The 19570-nt window shown below is 61.3% G+C and carries 17 protein-coding genes; 11 read left to right on the forward strand and 6 right to left on the reverse strand.

What is annotated here, in order from left to right; translation table 11 throughout:
- Positions 1-4 precede the first annotated feature (4 nt).
- The 5 genes from E8Q41_RS01595 to E8Q41_RS01615 all read left to right on the forward strand — a co-directional run bounded on the left by E8Q41_RS01595 (position 5) and on the right by E8Q41_RS01615 (position 4941).
- The gene (locus E8Q41_RS01595; RefSeq protein WP_137153747.1) at positions 5-946 is read left to right on the forward strand and encodes a site-specific tyrosine recombinase XerD; all 942 of its coding nucleotides are present in this window, start codon (positions 5-7) and stop codon (positions 944-946) included.
- A gap of 52 nt (positions 947-998) precedes the next feature.
- On the forward strand, positions 999-1946 hold the full coding sequence (locus tag E8Q41_RS01600; RefSeq protein WP_137153748.1) for an acetyl-CoA carboxylase carboxyltransferase subunit alpha: 948 nt from the start codon (positions 999-1001) through the stop codon (positions 1944-1946).
- Between the two features lie 195 nt (positions 1947-2141).
- Complete coding sequence (locus E8Q41_RS01605) at positions 2142-3641, forward strand: murein L,D-transpeptidase family protein (protein ID WP_137153749.1); 1500 nt, start codon at positions 2142-2144, stop codon at positions 3639-3641.
- Positions 3641-3877, forward strand: coding sequence for a sulfurtransferase TusA family protein (locus E8Q41_RS01610; RefSeq protein ID WP_137153821.1), 237 nt, complete (start codon positions 3641-3643; stop codon positions 3875-3877). The genes E8Q41_RS01605 and E8Q41_RS01610 overlap by 1 nt, the downstream gene beginning before the upstream one ends.
- A gap of 83 nt (positions 3878-3960) precedes the next feature.
- A complete protein-coding gene (locus E8Q41_RS01615) occupies positions 3961-4941 on the forward strand; it encodes a VOC family protein (RefSeq protein WP_137153750.1) in 981 nt (326 codons plus the stop codon).
- A gap of 5 nt (positions 4942-4946) precedes the next feature.
- Here E8Q41_RS01615 and E8Q41_RS01620 read toward each other — a convergent pair whose 3' ends face one another.
- From E8Q41_RS01620 to mepA, 6 genes are all read right to left on the reverse strand, one after another.
- Positions 4947-5822, reverse strand: coding sequence for a dienelactone hydrolase family protein (locus E8Q41_RS01620; RefSeq protein ID WP_137153751.1), 876 nt, complete (start codon positions 5820-5822; stop codon positions 4947-4949).
- A 137-nt stretch (positions 5823-5959) separates the two neighbouring features.
- Complete coding sequence (locus E8Q41_RS01625; RefSeq protein WP_137153752.1) at positions 5960-6742, reverse strand: 3-hydroxybutyrate dehydrogenase; 783 nt, start codon at positions 6740-6742, stop codon at positions 5960-5962.
- A gap of 26 nt (positions 6743-6768) precedes the next feature.
- The gene (locus E8Q41_RS01630; RefSeq protein WP_137153753.1) at positions 6769-7881 is read right to left on the reverse strand and encodes a patatin-like phospholipase family protein; all 1113 of its coding nucleotides are present in this window, start codon (positions 7879-7881) and stop codon (positions 6769-6771) included.
- Positions 7882-8054: 173 nt separating this feature from the next.
- Entirely contained in the window at positions 8055-9821 is a 1767-nt protein-coding gene (locus E8Q41_RS01635) for a calcium-binding protein (protein WP_137153754.1), read from the reverse strand.
- A 215-nt stretch (positions 9822-10036) separates the two neighbouring features.
- Positions 10037-11533 (reverse strand): IMP dehydrogenase, encoded by a 1497-nt coding sequence (gene guaB / locus E8Q41_RS01640; protein WP_137153755.1) that lies wholly within the window; start codon positions 11531-11533, stop codon positions 10037-10039.
- Positions 11534-11685: 152 nt separating this feature from the next.
- Entirely contained in the window at positions 11686-12744 is a 1059-nt protein-coding gene (gene mepA / locus E8Q41_RS01645) for a penicillin-insensitive murein endopeptidase (RefSeq protein WP_137153756.1), read from the reverse strand.
- 201 nt (positions 12745-12945) lie between these two features.
- Here mepA and E8Q41_RS01650 point away from each other — a divergent pair, with 201 nt between their 5' ends.
- The 6 genes from E8Q41_RS01650 (at position 12946) to E8Q41_RS01675 (ending at position 19569) form a co-directional block, all read left to right on the forward strand.
- Positions 12946-14784, forward strand: coding sequence for an extracellular solute-binding protein (locus tag E8Q41_RS01650; protein WP_137153757.1), 1839 nt, complete (start codon positions 12946-12948; stop codon positions 14782-14784).
- Positions 14785-14906: 122 nt separating this feature from the next.
- Positions 14907-15992, forward strand: coding sequence for a microcin C ABC transporter permease YejB (locus E8Q41_RS01655; protein ID WP_137153758.1), 1086 nt, complete (start codon positions 14907-14909; stop codon positions 15990-15992).
- A gap of 2 nt (positions 15993-15994) precedes the next feature.
- Positions 15995-17119 carry an ABC transporter permease gene (locus E8Q41_RS01660; protein WP_137153759.1) on the forward strand — a complete coding sequence of 375 codons (1125 nt, stop codon included), beginning with the start codon at positions 15995-15997 and terminating at the stop codon, positions 17117-17119.
- 64 nt (positions 17120-17183) lie between these two features.
- Positions 17184-17447, forward strand: coding sequence for a hypothetical protein (locus E8Q41_RS01665; RefSeq protein ID WP_137153760.1), 264 nt, complete (start codon positions 17184-17186; stop codon positions 17445-17447).
- Positions 17444-17944 (forward strand): PIN domain-containing protein, encoded by a 501-nt coding sequence (locus tag E8Q41_RS01670; RefSeq protein WP_137153761.1) that lies wholly within the window; start codon positions 17444-17446, stop codon positions 17942-17944. The genes E8Q41_RS01665 and E8Q41_RS01670 overlap by 4 nt, the downstream gene beginning before the upstream one ends.
- Complete coding sequence (locus E8Q41_RS01675; RefSeq protein ID WP_137153762.1) at positions 17941-19569, forward strand: ABC transporter ATP-binding protein; 1629 nt, start codon at positions 17941-17943, stop codon at positions 19567-19569. Before E8Q41_RS01670 ends, E8Q41_RS01675 begins: the two co-directional genes overlap by 4 nt.
- The last annotated feature ends 1 nt before the right edge of the window (position 19570 follow it).

A 19570-nucleotide genomic window follows, 5' to 3' on the forward strand; every position in this document is an offset into this window, starting at 1 on the left:
TGCGATGAACGATCTCTCGGCGGCGCATGCGGAGGCCTTTCTGGAGATGATGAGCGCCGAGCGCGGCGCGGCGCACAACACGCTCGTTTCCTATGAAAAGGACCTCGACGAAGTCCGCGCCTTCCTGAAAACGCGCGGCGCTACTTTGTTGACGGCGAGTTCGGACGATCTAAAGGCTTTTCTCTCCTATATGACCCAGGAGGGCTACAAGGCGTCCTCCCAGGCGCGGAGGCTCTCGGCGATCCGGCAGTTCTACAAGTTTCTCTATGCGGAAAACCTCCGCGGCGACGATCCCACCGGCATTCTCGACGCGCCGAAAAAGGGCCGGGCGCTGCCGAAAACGCTGAGCGAGACCGACGTCAACAGATTGCTGGCTTTGGCCGCCGAAGAGGCGAAAGCGGAAGGGCCGGGCAGGCTCGACCGTCTCAGGCTGCTCGCGCTCGTCGAACTCTGCTACGCCACCGGCATGCGGGTGAGCGAGCTCGTCTCGCTGCCGGCCCGCGTTCTGGCTGAAGAAGGGCGCTTCCTGATCATTAAAGGCAAGGGAAACAAGGATCGGCTGGTTCCGTTGACCCGGGCCGCGATCTCTGCGCTCGCGGCCTTCGGAGAGGAGTTGCGGCGCATCCATGGCGACCGCGAGTTCGATTTCCTGTTTCCCGCCGACAGCGCCTCGGGCCATCTTGCCCGCCAGGTTTTCGCCCGCGATCTCAAGGCGCTCGGCGCGCGGGCGGGAATCTCCGCCGACAAGCTGTCGCCGCATGTGATCCGCCACGCGTTTGCCAGCCATCTGCTCGCCCATGGCGCGGATCTCCGCGTGGTGCAGGAACTGTTGGGACATTCCGACATTTCCACGACACAAATCTATACCCATGTATTGGATGAAAAGCTCAGGGAACTGGTGGAAACGCATCACCCTCTTGCCAAACAGGCCAAAAACAGGGATTAGACCCGCAAAACCCACGGCCAGACGCTGAACTGGAAAGCCGGAACGGAAGCTGATGTACAATTATCTCGATTTCGAAAAACCGATCTCCGATCTCGAAGGCAAGATTCTCGAACTGAAGAATATCGCGACAGAGAATGAGAGCATCGACACGTCGGAAGAGATCGGCCGGCTGGAAGCCCGCGCGCGCGACGCCATGGCCGACATCTATTCCAAGCTGACGCCGTGGCAGAAGACGCAGGTCGCCCGCCATCCGCAGCGGCCGCATTTCGTCGAATATCAGAAGGCGCTGTTCACGGAATTCACGCCGCTCGCCGGCGACCGCAAATTCGCCAATGACGACGCCATCCAGGCCGGCTTCGCCCGCTTTCGCGGCCAGCCGGTGGCGCTGATCGGCCAGGAAAAAGGCAACGACACCAAGTCGCGCCTCAAGCACAATTTCGGGTCGGCGCGTCCGGAAGGCTACCGCAAGGCGATCCGCATCATGGAACTCGCCGATCGCTTCAACATGCCGATCGTAACTTTGGTCGACACCGCGGGCGCCTATCCCGGCGTCGGCGCCGAGGAGCGCGGTCAGGCCGAAGCCATCGCCCGCTCGACCGAAATGTGCCTGAACGCCCGGGTGCCGATCGTCTCGGTGATCATCGGCGAAGGCGGCTCGGGCGGCGCGATCGCCATCGCCACCGGCAATCGCGTCTATATGCTCGAACACTCCATCTATTCGGTGATTTCGCCGGAAGGCGCGGCCTCGATTCTGTGGCGCGATTCCGCCCGCGCGAAGGAGGCCGCCTCCAACATGAAGATCACCGCCGAGGATCTGAAGGCGCTCGGCGTCATCGACGGCATCATCGCCGAGCCGGTGGGCGGCGCCCATCGTGACCCGGAACGCGTCATCGCCGCCACCGGCGACGTGATCGCGGGCGCCTTGGCCGATCTGGCGCAGAAAAATGACCTGCGCGCCGAGCGCCGGCAGAAATTTCTCGAAATGGGCCGCAATCTGTAAGGTTTTCGCGGAACCGCGCCAAAACTCGGCCATATTCGCGCCGCTCTTTCATAGCGCCGCCGAAAGGGCGTCTCTGTGACGCTAGGGCTTTGATATGATTAACGGGACGTGAATATTCCGTTAACAGATTCTGTCCTATAAGGCGTAAATGACGTGATTCCCGGCCCGGATTGGGCTCTTGAAGTGATGGCGGACATGGTTGCAAAGCGTATCGGCATGGGTTTGGCGATGGCTCTCGCGCTCGGGGCGCTGAGTGGCTGCACCCAGGACACGTTGGAAATCGTCGCAGTCAACAATCGCCTCGAACATCCGCTTCCGGCCAAGATGCAGCAGAAGCTGCGCAAGCTGAACATCTCGCTGTCGTCCCCGATCATGATGCGCATCTTCAAGGAAGAAGAGGTGATGGAGATCTGGAAGGCGGATGTGAACAACCGCTACCAGCTGGTCGCCACCTATCCGATCTGCGCCTGGTCCGGCCAGTTGGGCCCGAAGAAGAAGGAAGGCGACCGCCAGGCGCCCGAAGGCTTCTACACCGTCACGCCGGGCCAGATGAACCCGAATTCCAGCTATTATCTGTCCTTCAACATCGGCTATCCCAACAAATATGACCGCGCCTATGGCCGGTCGGGAAGCAATCTGATGGTGCATGGCGCCTGCTCGTCGTCCGGATGTTATTCGATGTCGGACGCCGCCGTGCTGCAGATCTACGCTTTTGCGCGCGACGCCTTCCGCAGCGGCCAGAAAGCCTTCCAGATCCAGGCCTTCCCCTTCCGCATGACGGCGGAGAACATGGCCAAGCACCGCTATTCGGAACATTATCCGTTCTGGCAGAATCTCAAGACCGGCTACGACTATTTCGAGATCACCAAGCGGCCTCCGGAAGTCGAGGTCTGCGAGAAGAAATATGTCTTCAATCAGACCGGCGGTCGCTTCAGCGCCACGGGCAAGTGCCCGGCCGATTCCACGCCGCAGGCGCTGCTCAGCGCTTACGCCACCTATGACAAGACCTATCAGACTGAATTCGCCAAGGCCTCCGCCAAATGGGGCCCGAACGACTGGAAGGATGTCGCGGAATTCGACCGCAAGGCGCAGGAACGCCTCGAGCGCCGGAAGGGCAAGAAGAAAAACATTCCGAACGACGCCGAATATGTGCTTGTCGACCCCTCCGCCAAGCTGACCCCGACCTCTGACACCGTCACCAGCTATTCGGCGGCTTACGCCAAGGTCGAGGCGATCAAGAACAACGAGCCGCCGAAGGTCGAGTACATTTCGGTCGCCGAGCTAGAAGCGCGCAAGAAGGCCGAGGAAGCCAAGCGCAAGGAAGAAGAACGGCTCGCCAAGGCCCAGGGTCGCGTGAAGGCGCCGATTCCTCAGCCCAACCCGATCAAGCCGGTCATGCAGGCCGCCGCCCAGCCGGCGGCGCAGGACGACGGTTCCGTCTGGTCCTTCTTCCGCCGCAAGCCGCCTGCAAGCGCGCCGACCCAGCAGGCGAGCGCCGATCCGGCCGCAGCCGCTCTGCCGCAGGCCACAGCCGCGGCGACGCCTCAGCAAAAAGCCGCTCACACCGGCACTGTTAAGCCCGTTACGACTGTCGCAAAGCCGGCTGGCGACGTCGCTGCCGCCGAGCAGCCCGCCGCGCCAGTCCAGACCGCCCCCGCGCCCGAGCAGAAAAAGCCGTTCTGGAAAGTCTGGTGATGGAGGCGCACGAGCCCGACCTCGTGCTCGATCTCAAGGGCCTGAAATGCCCGTTGCCGGTTCTCAAGTCTCGCAAGGCGATGGCGTCGCTGACCAGCGGCGCTTTGGTGCGCGTTCTCACCACCGATCCTCTCGCCGGTCTCGACATCCCGCATTTCTGCCATGAGGATGGACATGCGCTGCTCGCGCAGGAGCGCAGCGACCAGGGGCATGTCTTCCTCATCCGCCGCGCCTGACCTCTTCAACCGATCGTGATGGCGCCTCTCCTTCCTGTCCTCGCTCCGACCTGCTAATCGCGGAAAAAACGGGGATAAAGACCATGAACGCCAATAGGATCGGCCGCAGGGCGCTTTTGCATTTCATTACGACGGGCGCGATCGTCCTGTCCGGCGGCACGTTCGCTGCGCGCGCGACGGAAAAGACGCCTTCTGCGGCCCCGTCGAAATCCTTCGCGGTGACGACGCCGATCCATGTGCGTTCGGTGACGCTTCGGGTCCGCGATCTCGACCGCATGACCCGCTATTACCGCGAGGTGATCGGCCTCGACCTTCTGGCGCGCGACGCCGGAAAATCCGAACTCGGCAAAGATGGCGCGCTGTTGCTGACGCTGCTCGCAAGGCCCGATGACAAACCCGACGACAAAGTGTCTGCCGGCCTCTATCACACCGCCTTTCTGATGCCCGATCGCCGGGCGCTCGGCGCCTGGCTCATTCACGCCTATATCAGCGGCGCGGCCTTTACGGGCTTTGCCGATCATCTCGTGTCGGAAGCGCTCTATCTCGACGATCCCGAAGGCAATGGCATCGAGGTCTATGCCGACCGCTCGCCGATGCAATGGGCGTGGGACAAGGGCGGCGTGGTCATGGCGACCGAGGAACTGGACATGGACGGCCTCGTGGCGGGCCTGCCGAGAACGCCGACGCCGAACTATTCAGCGCCCTCGGGTCTCCGCATCGGGCATATCCATATGCGCGTCGGCGACGTCGCCGCCGCGCAGGATTTTTACATCGGCGCGGCCGGCCTCGATCTGATGCGGCTCCTGCCCGACAGCTCCGCCGCCTTCTTCGCCAATGGCCGCTATCACCACCATGTCGGCTCCAACATCTGGCAGAGCAATGGCGCGGGCAAGCGGCCAGAGGGCATGTCGGGCCTCGAAGAGACGGTGTTCGCCTGCGCGCCGGACCTCATGGAAGGGCTGCGGGGCCGCCTCAGGGCCCGTGGACTCGACCATGCGGAAACGGGCGGCGGGGTCGACACGCTCGACCCCTGGGGCAGCCGTATCCGCTTCGTCGTCGTCTGAGGCGGCTAAACCAGTTTCGCCTTGAGGAATTCCACGGTTCGCGACCAGGCGAGATCGGCGGCCTTCTTGTCATAGCGCGCCGCCGACGTGTCATTGTTGAAGGCGTGATTGACGCCGTCATAGATGAAGATCTGGAAATCCTTCTTGTCGGCTTCCAACGCCGCCTTGTAGGCGTCGATGCCCTTGTTGATGCGGTCGTCGAGGCCGGCATAGTGCAGGAGAAGCGACGCCTTGATCTTGGGGACGTCCTCGACAGGCGGCTGCGCGCCATAATAGGCGACGCCGGCCTTTAATTCCGGCGCGGCGACCGCGAGCAGATTGACCTGCCGACCGCCCCAGCAGAAGCCGACGGCGCCGATCGCGCCGGTGGAGCGCGGATGCGTCTTCAGGAACGCCATGGCCGCCATCAGGTTAGACGCGGTCATCTGCTGGTCGAGCTTGGAAATGTCTTCCCGCGCCTGATCCTCATTGGCCGGCGTGCCGCCCGAGGGCGACAGAAGATCTGGCGCGACCGCGAGGAAACCTTCAAGCGCCAAGCGACGTGAAACATCCTTGATATGATCGTTGCGGCCGCGATTTTCATGGATCACGATCACGGTCGGCAGCTTGCCCGGCCTGTCCTTGGGCGCGGCGATATAGGCCGAGATTTCCCCCGGCGCGCCGCGATAGGCGGTCATGGTGGTTTCCAGCCTGTCGTCGTCAGGGGAAATGATCTCGGCATGGGCGGAACTCGCGGCGATGAGCGGCGCAATGGCGGCGGCCGCGCCTGCGGACCCCGCCAAGAGCTGTAGCTTGCGCATGAAATCCCGCCGGTCGAGGGTCAGATGAGTGTATTCGTCATAGGCGTCGATCATCGCCTGCGTGATTTTCGGTTTGTCCATGGCGGCCTCCTTCGCTGTTGAACAGCACATTGACCCGGACAAGGCGCGAAAATCGAGGCGAAAGCGCCGGAGAATGCCAGCGCTTTCGACAAAACAAAGTGATGGAACCGGAAAGGGGCCCGGATCGTTTCACTAAGTTATTCGATGTGCCAGCCATGGCTGACGATGACCGACTGACCGGTGAGCGCATTGGTCTCGAAGCCCGCGAAGAACAGCGCCACTTCGGCGACGTCCTCGATCGTGGTGAACTCGCCGTCCACCGTCTGTCCGAGCATCACTTTCTTGACCACCTCTTCCTCGGAGATGCCCAGCGTCTTGGCCTGTTCCGGGATCTGCTTTTCGACCAGCGGCGTGCGCACGAAGCCCGGGCAGATGACGTTGGAGCGGATCTTGAACGGACCGCCTTCCTTGGCGACCGAGCGGGCGAGGCCGAGCAGGCCGTGCTTGGCCGTCACATAGGCGGCCTTCAGCGGCGAGGCTTCCTTGGAATGAACCGATCCCATATAGATGATCGCGCCGCCGCCCTGCTTCTGCATCAGCGGAATGCAGGCCTTTGTGGTGAGGAAGGCGCCGTCGAGATGGATGGCCAGCATCTTCTTCCAGTCGGCGAAGGGGAATTCCTCGATCTTGTGGACGATCTGGATGCCGGCGTTGGAGACGAGAATGTCGACGCGGCCCCAGGTCGCGGCCACCTTAGCGACGCCGGCATTGACCGCGTCCTCATTGGTCACGTCCATCTCTACGCCGATCGCTTCGCCGGGTCCGAGCTTTGTGAGCTCCGCGGCGGCGGCGTTGGCGGCGTCGATCTTGAGGTCGGCGATGGCGACGCGCGCGCCTTCCTCGACATAGCGCTTGGCGATGCCGTAGCCGAGGCCGCTCGCGGCGCCGGTGACGATGGCGACTTTGTCCTTCAGTGTCATGGCTTTCTCCTCATGCTCGCCGAGCGTCACGCCCAGCTCTTCCAGTGATCGATGGCGACGAAGCCATCTTGGGGAATTTGGCGATGTTTCCAGCTCTCGCAGGACAGCGTTTCCATGACGTCGTCATAGCCCGCCTTCCAATGTTCCTCCATGGTCAGCCGCGAAAACTCGTTGTCCATCGAATGGGTCTCATAAGCCTTGCGGCGATAGATCAGGTGCACCACGGTCACCGCGCCCATATCCTCCTGCCGCCGCAGGAATTTCACGTCCGGATCGTCGGCGAGATCAGGCGGAAGCTTCTTGAGCAGACGGCGGATCGCCTTGTCGATGCGCTCGCTGCGCATCGCCTCGTTGGTGTTCATGCGCGTGCGGCTGGAAAAACGGATCTCCTTCTCCCGCGCCAGCACGTCGGAAATATCCTGCGGCATGCGGCCGCGCGCCGAGAACAGGTCGACCTGGAAGATGCAGAGATCGTCGGACGTCTTGCGCTGGTCCATCACCCATTGCAACGGCGTGTTGGACACGAGACCGCCGTCCCAATAGAAATTGCCGTCGATCTCGACAGGCGGAAATCCGGGCGGCAGCGCGCCGGAGGCGGCGATGTGGCGGGCGGTGATCCTGTCCTGGAAATTGTCGAAATAGGCGAAATTGCCATTGACCACATTGACCGCCCCGAGCGACAGCCGCACCTTCCGCCGGTTGATCAGGTCGAAATCCACGAGCTCATCGAGCGTGTCGATCAACGGCGTCGTGTCGTAGAGACTGATCCGCGCCTCGGGCATTGTCAGATACTGCAAGGGCAGGAAAGCCTGGGGAAGATAGAAGCCGTTGACGCCGGTCAGCGCATTGAGCGCCGCGGAATATTCGTTGAACCATTTGCGCGCCGGCTGATCCAGCATGAAGGGCAGGGCCGAAGGGCCGGACGAGACTTTTTCCCAGAACTGCCTGAGATGCTCCACCCGCTTTTCGGGCGGACTGCCGGCGATGATGGCGGAATTGATCGAGCCGATCGAGATCCCGGCGACCCATTCCGGCCTGACGCCGCTCGCATGCAGCGCTTCATAGGCTCCGGCCTGATAGGCCCCGAGCGCGCCGCCGCCCTGCAACACCAAGATCTTCTTGTCGTGTCCATTCTCCATGCTCAGTCCTGCCGGTTGATGTCACACTGACTCCTAGCACTGGATATGGGATTTTTGTGTGCGATGCACAAATTAAAATGTCGCAACCCAGACCGGGCGGTCATTGACATCAACACCTTGCATACCCTCCGGAGGCCGCCATTCCTCCGGAGGATTTTATTTGCATCACGCTCTTAGAACAGGAACTGCGATTCCCGGAGATCCTCGATGGCGATCCCCTTGAGGATCAGTTCGCTACCGTTGCCGAGGTCGATTTCGGTGGATTCCAGCTTAGTCAGCGCCGCGTCGTAGAACCATTCGACCGCGTGGTTCTTCGTGAGGTCCGCGAAATCCTTCACAGCGGAAAAGTTTGAGAGGTCGATCTTATCCTGTTCCTTACCCTGCGTTGACAGGTTGTAGACAAAAAGCTGATCGAAGCCTTTCTCGAGAACGATCAGGTCAGAGCCGCCGGATTTGAGCTTGATCTGATCGGTCCCACCATTGCTTTTGATAGTGTCGTTTCCTGCTCCGCCATCAAAAATGTCGTCCTTGACGCCGCCGATCAGCGTGTCGTTGCCGTCTCCACCCCTGAGATAGGTGCCCCCTGTGGACTTCGAAGATCCGATGATGAGGTCGTCGCCAGCGCCCCCATTGACCGTCCAGCCCGATCCGCCTGCAACCGCCATGTTAATCTTGTCGGACGCGTCAGAGCCGAAAATCTTCCAATCGTCAGGTTTAGAGAACCCCTTTTCCCAGGTCAGGTCAGCCTGTGATGAGAGATAAATTGTCTTCGCGAAATCTCCTGCGCGGATTTTGTCGAAACTCTCCAGCAGGTCGGAATCCACTTTCAGAACCGACACTTTGGTGAGATCGAGAATTTCGACATCCTCAACGGACAAATTCAACGCGTCGCTGCTCGAAATGACGAGGCGGTCGGTGCCTTCTCCTCCGTAGACCGAGACGCCAGAGGTTCCTACTCGGCCCAGATTCACCACGTCGTCTCCATCGCCCCCCTTTAAGAGTTGCCCCTCGGAGCCGCCATAGGAGATGTAATCGTTTCCGGCGCCGCCCATAACGGTATTGACGCCTCCATCGGCATAAATTTTATCGTCGTCAGCGCCACCGATAATCAGATCGTTGCCGCTTCCTCCCCGGAGAGTGTCACTGCCCAAGCCGCCTTCGAGCCTGTCGTCGCCTTTGTCTCCTAACAGATAGTCCTTCCCGGCGCCGCCGATGAGAGTGTCGTTTCCTCCATCGCCGTTCAGCCGATTATTGCCTGATCCGCCAAACAACTGATCGTTGCCACCACCTCCGTAGGCCGAGTTATTCGCGCCAACCTTTATAATGTCGTCGCCGCTGTTGCCACTTGCGGCAATCTTGGCTGTATTCGTGGAAAAATCCAAAACGTCGTCATACTTCGATCCAATAAAGGACCATTCCATTTTTTTGCCAATCAGATTGATATTCTCAATCGTTGTTTGGTTCGTCAAATAAACAATTGACAGAGTGGTGTCTTTGCTTTCAAGCGTGTCAAAGCTGTTCAGGCCGGTTTTTCCGATCGTCATCCTGTCGGAAATGATGAGCTTCTCAATGCCCTGCAGCTTCAGGTCATCCAGCGTGAAATCGTCACTGGTCTTCGTGTGCAGGTCAAGCACGTCATATCCTTCGCCGCCATCAATTATATCGTCGCCGTCGTCGTAATGAATCGTGTCGTCGCCGAGGCCGCCTGAAAGAGTGTCTGAAGTGCTTCCATCCCAGATGATGTCGTTTCCGTCCTCACCATAGAGAGCAACGCTGACATTGTATTCCCTGTCGATATTTCCCCAGAGTATGTCATTGCCGCCGCCTGCATAAATGATGTTGTAGGCGTCGATGGATTCGTCCTCATGGGTGACGTATTTTAAGCTCAGCTTGTTGGCTGCGTCATCGCCACGGGTCACGAAACCCTTGTTGAAAATCATGCGTATCTCCCTGCAGTCATAATTCGCAAAAGACTAATTTAAGGTTGTGATCGATTATGCTGACATAGACATATGACGGCAACACAGGTCGGTGACATTCTCCAAAAAATCTCGATGTCGGGCGCCTTTGGTTCGGCCTCGGTTCTGGCGGTTCTGAAAAAAAAACCCGCCAACTCGGTTGGCGGGGTTTTGTTCAAGAGCGGATTAGGTCGAGATCACGCCCCGCCCGGATAGTTCGGGCTTTCGCGGGTGATGGTCACGCCGTGTGTGTGGCTTTCGCGCAGGCCCGCGCCGGAGATGCGCACGAAGTTGGCCTTTTCCTGGAAGTCCGGGATGGTGCCGCCGCCGACATAGCCCATGGCGGCGCGCAGGCCGCCGGCGAGTTGGTGCAGCACGGCCGACACCGGACCCTTGTATGGCACCTGGCCTTCGATGCCTTCCGGCACCAGCTTCAGCGTGTCGCGCACTTCGGCCTGGAAATAGCGGTCCGCCGAGCCGCGCGCCATGGCGCCCACCGAGCCCATGCCGCGATAGGCCTTGAAGGAGCGGCCCTGGTAGAGATAGGTCTCGCCGGGGCTCTCATCGGTGCCGGCGAGCAGCGAGCCGATCATGCAGGCCGAAGCGCCGGCCGCGATGGCTTTCGCGAGGTCGCCCGAGAACTTGATGCCGCCGTCGGCGATCACCGGAATGCCGGCCTTGCGGGCCACGTCGACCGCGCCCATGATGGCGGCGAGCTGCGGCACGCCCACGCCTGCCACAATACGGGTGGTGCAGATCGAACCCGGGCCGATGCCGACCTTGACCGCATCCGCGCCGGCGTCGATCAGCGCCTGCGTGCCGGCGGGCGTTGCGACGTTGCCGGCCATGATGCGCACGGAATTGGAGATCTTCTTGGCGCGGGTCACGGCGTCGAGCACGCGCTGGGAATGGCCATGTGCGGTGTCGATGACGAGCAGGTCGACGCCGGCGTCGATCAGGCGCTCGGCGCGCTCGAAGCCGTCTTCGCCGACAGAGGTGGCTGCGGCGGCGCGCAGGCGGCCCTGGGCGTCCTTTGAGGCGTTCGGGTTGAGCTGCGACTTCTCGATATCTTTGACGGTGATGAGGCCGATGCAATGGCCGGCGTCGTCAACCACCAGGAGCTTTTCGATGCGGTGATGATGCAGCAGTCGCTTGGCTTCGGCCTGATCGACATTCTCGCGAACCGTGATCAGGTTCTCCCGCGTCATCAGCTCATAGATCTTCTGATTGGGATTGCTGGCGAAGCGGACGTCGCGATTGGTGAGGATGCCGACCAGACGTCCGGTGCGACCGCTATTGTGGTTTTCCACCACAGGAATGCCGGAAATGCCATGCGCCTTCATCAGGCCGAGCGCCTCTGCGAGCGTGGCGTCCGGGCCGATGGTGACGGGATTGACCACCATGCCGCTTTCGAACTTCTTGACCTGGCGGACCTGTTCGGCCTGCTCTTCGGGCGAAAGATTGCGATGGATGACGCCGAGGCCGCCGGACTGCGCCATGGCGATGGCGAGGCGGGCTTCGGTGACCGTGTCCATCGCCGCCGACAGAAGCGGCAGGTTGAGTTCGATATCCTGGGCGATGGTTGTGGTGATGTTGGTCTGGCCCGGCATGACCTCGGAATGTCCGGGCTGCAACAGCACATCGTCGAAAGTGAGGGCCTCTAGGCCGGTGATGGTCTCAATGATGCGGGCCATGCCATGTTCCTTATACCTGGCCGATGCGGCCGGGACGCCGCAAGCGGGAAAACCTTTCGGAAGATGACGAGGGCTGCTAACACGGAAAATGCGGGAAGGGAACAGCCTCCCACATGAAAGTTCCATGAATTTTCGCAGGCGCGAAGAGCGCGCTACTGATCGAGCGGTCGCGCCCGCGGTATGGGCGCGGGGCCGAGAAGCGCAAAGGCCGAGAAGTCGTCGCCCGCCGATGGCGCCGCGGCGAAGGCGGCAACCGGCGTGGGATCGGCGGACGCCCCCATTGCGGGCTCATATTCGGCCTTGGCGGCGACGCCGACCGACGGTGCGCCGAGCACCATGGCGCAGGCCTTGGGCAGATTGGCGAGCGTCAGCTGGCGGGGCTTCACAGGCTTGACCGGTTTCTTCGGCGGCGTCTTCGGCTTATTGTTGCCCCAGGGCTCGTCGGTGAACCACCAGGCGAGCGGCTTGCCGCAGCCGTCGCCATCGGGTGGATCGGCCTGATCGGTGCAGCCTTTAGCGCCCGGCGGGCATTTCATGCGGATATGGAAGTGGTAGTGGTGGCCATAGATCGGCCGCACCTTGGAAAGCAGGGCGCGGTCGCCGCGCCAGGTCTCGCAGAGCTTCTTCTTGATGCCGGGATGCACGAAAACGCGCTCGACCTCGGGATAGCTCGCCGCCAGCATGATGATACGGGCATGCGCGGGAGTCCATTTATTTGGATCGACCGTCAGCGCGCCCTTGCGGAGCACGGAGTTTTCCGGAAACTTCTCGCGTTCCTCGTAGGAGAGCTGCCGGTTTGGCATCGGCGTCAGCCAGATATCGGCGTCGAGGCCGATCTGGTGGGAAGCGTGCCCCGTCAGCATCGGGCCGCCGCGCGGCTGCGAAATATCGCCGACCAGGAGGCCGGACCAGCCGGCCTTCTGCTGGCCGTCATGCGACAACTGTTCAAGCAACGAGATCATGCGCGGATTGCCCCAGCGGCGATTGCGCGACAGATGCAGCACCTGCCAGGCAGGGCCATCGACGGGAATGGCGACGCCGCCCGACAGGCAGCCCTTGGCGTAGAAGCCGATCGACGCGGCCTGGCCCCGCGAGGGCAGGGTGACCTTGCCGAACAATTGCTTGGCGGGGGTGGCTTCCTCGGCAACAGCGCCGAGCGCGCTCGCCATCATCAAAACCACGGCCAGTCCCGCCTTTATAAATTTCCGCATCAAGAGCGCATCCTTCGTTTGCCGCAGCATCCGCCGCTTGTGGCAAGTGATTTGCGGATCAGAATACATCAAACTTGGCTGAAATTGGCCGCCGCGCCGAATTGCGAGGAAAAGGACGCGCGGCAATGGCAAATTTGCCACGATCCTTTTTTCACATATGATCAATAGCAAGATTCGAACATCGAACAGCAGGCGTTTTTCATGGGCTTTATCGCACGTTTGGGAACACTCACTCCGGTTATCGCGCTGATCGCGGGGTTCGCCGCAGCGCCGGCCTTTTCAGAGGAAGGTTTCTGGACCAATGGCGTCTCCAGTTTGGGCGAATTGAAGTACAAGCCCGGCTTCAGCCATTTTGATTATGTCAATCCGCAAGCGCCCAAGCGCGGCGTGTTGCGGCTATCGGAATTCGGCGTGTTTGATTCGCTCAATCCGATCCCCAACAAGGGCAATCTTGCTTTGCCCGTGGCGGCGCTGGTCTATGAGACGCTGATGAAGCCGTCGCTGGACGAGCCCTTGTCCACCTATGGCCTGATCGCCGAGAGCGTCTCCTATCCCAAGGATTTCGCTTCGGTTTCCTATCGTCTCAATCCCAAGGCCGCCTGGGCCGACGGCAAGCCCATCACAGTCGAGGACGTGGTCTTCTCCTTCGACAAGGCCAAGGAGTTCGACCCGGCCAAGGCCTTCTATTACCAGCATGTCGTCAAGGCGGAGAAAACCGGCGAGCGCGAGGTAACCTTCACCTTCGACGAAAAGAACAATCGCGACCTCGTCGCCACCATCGGGCAATTGACCATCGTGCCCAAGCATTGGTGGGAGGGAAAGGACGCCCGCGGCGTCCAGCGCAATATCGGGGCGACGACGCTCGAGCCGGTCATGGGCTCCGGCCCCTACAACCTGGTGGCGGTGTCTCCCGGCTCGACGCTCAAATTCGAGCTGCGCGACGATTATTGGGGCAAGGATCTGCCGGTGAACATCGGCTACAACAATTTCAAGACGATCGAATACACCTATTACGCCGACATCGACGTGCAGTTCGAAGCCTTCCGCAGCGGCGACAGCGATTTCTGGTCCGAGAACGAGGCCAAGCGCTGGGCGACCGCCTATACTTTCCCGGCCGTGCAGCAGGGCAAGGTCAAGAAAGAGGAATTGCCCAACGACTACCGCTCGTCCGGCGTGCTGGTCGGCTTCATTCCCAATCTTCGCCGCGAGCAGTTTCAGGATGCGCGGGTGCGGGAAGCCCTGAACTACGCTTTCGATTTCGAGACGCTGAAGCGCACGATCTTCTACGGGCAGTACAGCCGCATCAACTCCTATTTTTACGGCTCGGAACTGGCCTCTTCAGGCCTGCCGCAGGGCAAGGAGTTGGAGATCCTGACAGAGCTCAAGGACAAGGTGCCGCCGAGCGTCTTCACCGAACCTTATGTCAACCCCGTCGCCGGCAACGAGGCCAAGCTCCGGCAGAACCTGCGCAAGGCGCTGGGGCTGTTCAAGCAAGCAGGCTGGGAGCTCAAGGGCGGGCAGATGGTCAACGCCAAAACCGGCAAGCCCTTCAAGTTCGAGATCCTGCTCAATTCCAACATCATCGAACGCGTCGCGCTGCCCTTTGCCGCCAATCTCAAGAAGATCGGGGTCGTCGCCACGGTGCGCTCGGTCGACGCTTCGCAATTCACCGAGCGCTGGCGCAAGCGCGATTTCGATGTGATCTATACCGGTTGGGGCCAAAGCCTCAATCCTGGCGCTGAACAGGCGGAATATTGGGGCTCGAAGGCCGCCGCCGCCGAGGGCACGCAGAATTACGCCGGCATCGCCAATCCGGCCATCGACGCGATCATCCGCAAGATCATCTTTGCACCTGATCGCGACGTGCAGGTGGCGGCTGTGAAGGCGCTGGACCGCGTGTTGCTGCACAATCATTATGTCGTGCCGTCCTATACGCTGCGCATGAGCCGCATCGCCTACTGGGACAAGTTCGAGCGGCCCAAGGATCTGCCGCATTATTCCTCGGGCTTCCCGTCAATCTGGTGGGCCAAGGGCGAATGAAGCCTCGCGAAAGCCTGTGAGGCTAATGCAAGCGCGATATCTGACCAAATCCGTCATGGAGACCTCGTTGCAGATCTTGACAGTCACGCCGCCCGGCGGCGGCCCGCGAGGGGAACGCTGAGATGGCCGCCTATATTCTGAGACGGCTTCTCTTGATCATCCCGACGCTGCTCGGGATCCTGCTCCTGTCCTTCATCATCGTGCAATTTGCCCCCGGCGGCCCTGTCGAGCAGATGATCGCCGATCTGACCAACCAGAACGGCGGCGACCGGCTCTCCGGCGGCGGCAACGAACTGTCCTTCAACGAGGCGGCCGACAGTTCCGGCCGATATCGCGGCGCGCAGGGGCTCGATCCGGAACTGATCGCCAAGCTGGAGAAGCAGTTCGGCTTCGACAAGCCGGCCTGGCAGCGCTTCGCCGAAATGGTGTGGAATTACGCCCGGTTCGATTTCGGCCAGAGCTTCTTCCGCGACGAAAGCGTCGTCAATCTGATCGCCGAGAAGCTGCCGGTGTCGATCTCGCTCGGCGTCTGGGTGCTGCTTCTGTCCTACGCCATCTCCATTCCGCTTGGCATCCGCAAGGCGGTGTCGGACGGATCGAGCTTCGATGTCTGGACCTCGGGCGTGGTGATCATCGGTTACGCGGTGCCGGGCTTTCTGTTCGGCATCCTGCTGATCGTGCTGTTCGCCGGCGGCTCATTCTGGGACTGGTTCCCGCTGCGCGGCCTGACGTCCGACAATTTCGATCAGTTGAGCATCGGCGGCAAGATCCTGGATTACATCTGGCATCTGACGCTGCCGATCTCGGCGCTGCTGATTTCCTCCTTCGCCACCACGACGCTGCTGACCAAGAACTCCTTCATCGACGAGATCAAGAAGCAATATGTGGTGACGGCCCGCGCCAAGGGGCTGACCGAACATCGGGTTCTCTATGGTCACGTGTTCCGCAATGCGATGCTGATCGTGATCGCCGGCTTTCCCGCAGCCTTCATCTCGGCCTTCTTCACCGGCTCGCTCCTGATCGAGAACCTGTTCTCGCTCGATGGCCTCGGCCGAATGGGCTACGACGCCATCATCAAGCGCGATTATCCGATCGTGTTCGGCACCCTCTACATCTTCTCACTGCTCGGGCTGGTCGTCGGCCTTCTCTCCGACCTCATTTACACCTGGGTCGATCCCCGCATCGATTTCGAAAAGCGGGAGGTGTGATCATGGCAGTGCACACCAAGAAACCCTGGCTCTCTCCCGTCAATCAGCGGCGTCTCGCCAATTTCAAGGCGAACCGGCGCGGCTACTGGTCGTTCTGGATCTTCTTGCTGATTTTCGGCCTGTCGCTGTTCGCCGAAGTGATCGCCAATGACCGGCCCATCCTCGTTTCCTTCAAGGGCGAATACTATGTGCCGATCCTCCGGGATTACGAGGAGGCGACCTTCCTCGGCGACGAGGGCTTCCTGCCGACCACCGATTACAAGACCGATCTGGTGCGCGAGAAGATCGACGAAAACGGCTGGATGATCTGGCCGCCGATCCGCTATTCATACCTGACCGCCAACACATTCGTGCCGACCTCGGCCCCGACCAGACCCTTCTGGCTCATGCCGGAGGAACAGCGCTGCTCGGCCTATCCGCTCGCCGACAAGGATCCTAATTGCACGCTGGGCAACATGAACTGGCTCGGCACCGACGATCAGGCGCGCGACGTGCTCGCCCGCATCATCTACGGCTTCAGGCTTTCCGTGGTGTTCGGTCTGGCGCTGACAGCGGCCTCGGCGGTGATCGGCGTCGCCATCGGCGCGGTGCAGGGCTATTTCGGCGGGCTGACCGACCTGATCGGGCAGCGCTTCATCGAGATCTGGTCGTCGATGCCGGTGCTCTACATCCTGCTGATCATGGCTTCGATCCTGCCGCCCGGCTTTTTCGTGCTGCTCGGCATTCTGCTCCTGTTTTCCTGGACGAGTTTCGTCGGCATTGTCAGGGCGGAATTTTTCCGCGCCCGCAATTTCGAATATGTCCGGGCCGCCCGCGCGCTCGGCGTCGGCAATGCCGTGATCATGTGGCGGCATCTTCTGCCCAACGCCATGGTGGCGACGCTGACCTTCCTGCCCTTCATCCTGTCAGGTTCGATCAGCACGCTGACGGCGCTCGATTTCCTCGGTCTCGGCATGCCGCCGGGTTCGCCCTCGCTCGGCGAAATGGTCGGCCAGGCCAAGTCGAACCTGCAGGCCCCCTGGCTGGGTTTTACCGCCTTCTTCACGCTCGCCGCCATGCTGTCGCTTCTGATCTTCATCGGCGAAGCGGTGCGCGACGCATTCGACCCCAGAAAGACCTTCGGATGAGGAACCCTCGCTTTCCGACAGGTTTGGCCCTAGACTTGGCGCAGTTCCCATCAGGAGGCCGCCGATGAACAAGATCGTGCGCGAGCACTATCCCGTCTCACAATTGCCCGAGGATCTGCGCGCGCAGTTTCCAGGCGTGGAGACGGTGCGGCTGGTGATCGAAGAGGGCGCTGCTCGACAGTCCGAGAATGCCCCGTTGGGTCGTGGCGAGGGTGAGGATTTCTGGGCGACGCTGCAGCAAGCAAGAGCCTCGCTGAAAGAACCCAGGTCTCTAAGAGACGCCGTGGCGGATATCAGGGCCCTGCGCGATGAATGGGATGAGGAATGACCTTGTTCCCGCTGGTGTATCTCGACACCAACATCTTGATCGCGTTTCTCGAAGACGAGTTCGAAAAAGGCGATGCTCTGCGCGAGATGATCGCGGGACATCGCCGGTCGGAGACCGATCCCCGGTTTCTCACCAGCGCGCTGACTTTTTCGGAGTTGCCGGTTAAGCCCTATCGAGAACGCGCACTTGCCGCGGCCCAGTTTTATGCAGAACTGAGGTCGGGCAGTTACTGGCTCTCGGTCGTGCCCGTTTCGGAGCAAGTTCTAGACCTGGCCGCCGCTCTCCGCGCCGCCCGCCGGTCGCTCAAGCTGCCCGACGCCATTCATGTCGCCACCGCGATGCAGGCGGGCTGTTCGCATTTTCTGACGCAGGACGAGGGCATCTCCGCCGGCGAGCCCGCTATTCATCCCCTAACGAGCGTCGCGCTGACGCCTGCGCCGGTGATCCGGCCCGATGCGCCGACTTTGGCCGCCATTCTCGAGGATCTCACACGATGACCGAGCCGCTGATTTCCATTCGCGATCTCTCCGTCGCCTTTCATCAGGGCGGCCAGACCGCACTTGCCGTCGATCATGTCAGTTTCGACATCAACAGAGGTGAAGTCGTTGCGCTGGTAGGCGAATCCGGCTCCGGCAAATCGGTGACCGCCAATTCTATTTTGAGATTGCTGCCCTATCCCTCGGCCTCGCACCCTTCGGGCCAGATCCTGTTCAAGGGGCAGGATCTGCTCAGCGCTCAGCCGGAAGCGCTGCGCAAGGTGCGGGGCGACGACATCACCATGATCTTCCAGGAGCCGATGACCTCGCTCAATCCGCTGCATTCGATCGAGCGGCAGATCGGCGAGATCCTCGAACTGCATCAGCCGATCCGGGCCGCCGCCACCCGCGCCCGCGTTATCGAACTCCTGACCCAGGTCGGCATCCGCGACCCGGAAAAACGGTTGACGGCCTATCCGCATGAATTGTCTGGCGGCCAGCGTCAGCGCGTGATGATCGCCATGGCGCTCGCCAACCGGCCGGAACTCCTGATCGCCGACGAGCCGACCACTGCGCTCGACGTGACGGTTCAGGCGCAGATCCTCGAACTCCTGGGCAAGCTCAAGAGTGAGCATGGCATGTCGATCCTGTTCATCACCCACGACTTAGGCATCGTGCGCAAGATCGCCGACCGGGTCTGTGTGATGACCAAGGGCAAGATCGTCGAAATGGGCCCGACCGCCGAGATCTTCGCCAATCCCCAGCACGGTTACACCCGCAAGCTGCTGGCCGCCGAACCCAAGGGGCAGCCGCCGGCTCCCGATGCGGACAAACCGATCGTGATTTCAGCCGACGACGTCAAAGTGTGGTTTCCGATCAAAACGGGCTTCCTGCGCCGCGTGACCGATCATGTGAAGGCGGTGGATGGCGTCGATCTTGAGCTCAAGGCCGGCCATACGCTAGGGATCGTCGGCGAGAGCGGCTCGGGCAAGACGACGCTAGGCTTGGCGCTCACCCGGCTGATTTCGTCGCAGGGCCGCATCGCCTTTGTCGGACAGGACATCCAGGGGCGCAGCTTCGCCGAAATGCGGCCGCTGCGCCGCCAGATGCAGATCGTCTTTCAGGACCCCTATGGATCGCTGAGCCCGCGCATGTCGGTGGCCGACATCGTCGGCGAAGGGCTGCTCGTGCATGAGCCGCAATTGACGGCCGAGGAGCGCGACCGCACGGTCGCCGAGGCGCTCGCCGAGACAGGGCTCGATCCCGAGACGCGGCATCGTTACCCGCATGAATTCTCCGGCGGCCAGCGCCAGCGCATCGCCATCGCCCGGGCCATGGTGCTGAAGCCGAAATTCGTGATGCTGGACGAGCCGACGTCTGCGCTCGACATGAGCGTGCAGGCGCAGGTGGTCGATCTCTTGCGCGACCTGCAGGTCAAGCATCAGCTCGCTTATCTGTTCATCTCCCACGATCTCAAAGTGGTCCGCGCGCTCGCCAATGACATCATCGTCATGCGCAATGGCCAGGTGGTCGAAAAAGGCCCGGCGCGGGACTTGTTCGCCAATCCGCGCGAGGAGTACACCAAGGCCCTTCTCGCCGCCGCCTTCAATATCGAGGCGGTCAAGACCGCAGCCATCCGCCAGTGAC

Source organism: Rhizobium sp. FKL33 (genome assembly GCF_005222915.1).
Taxonomy (GTDB): Bacteria; Pseudomonadota; Alphaproteobacteria; order Rhizobiales; family Rhizobiaceae; genus Rhizobium_E.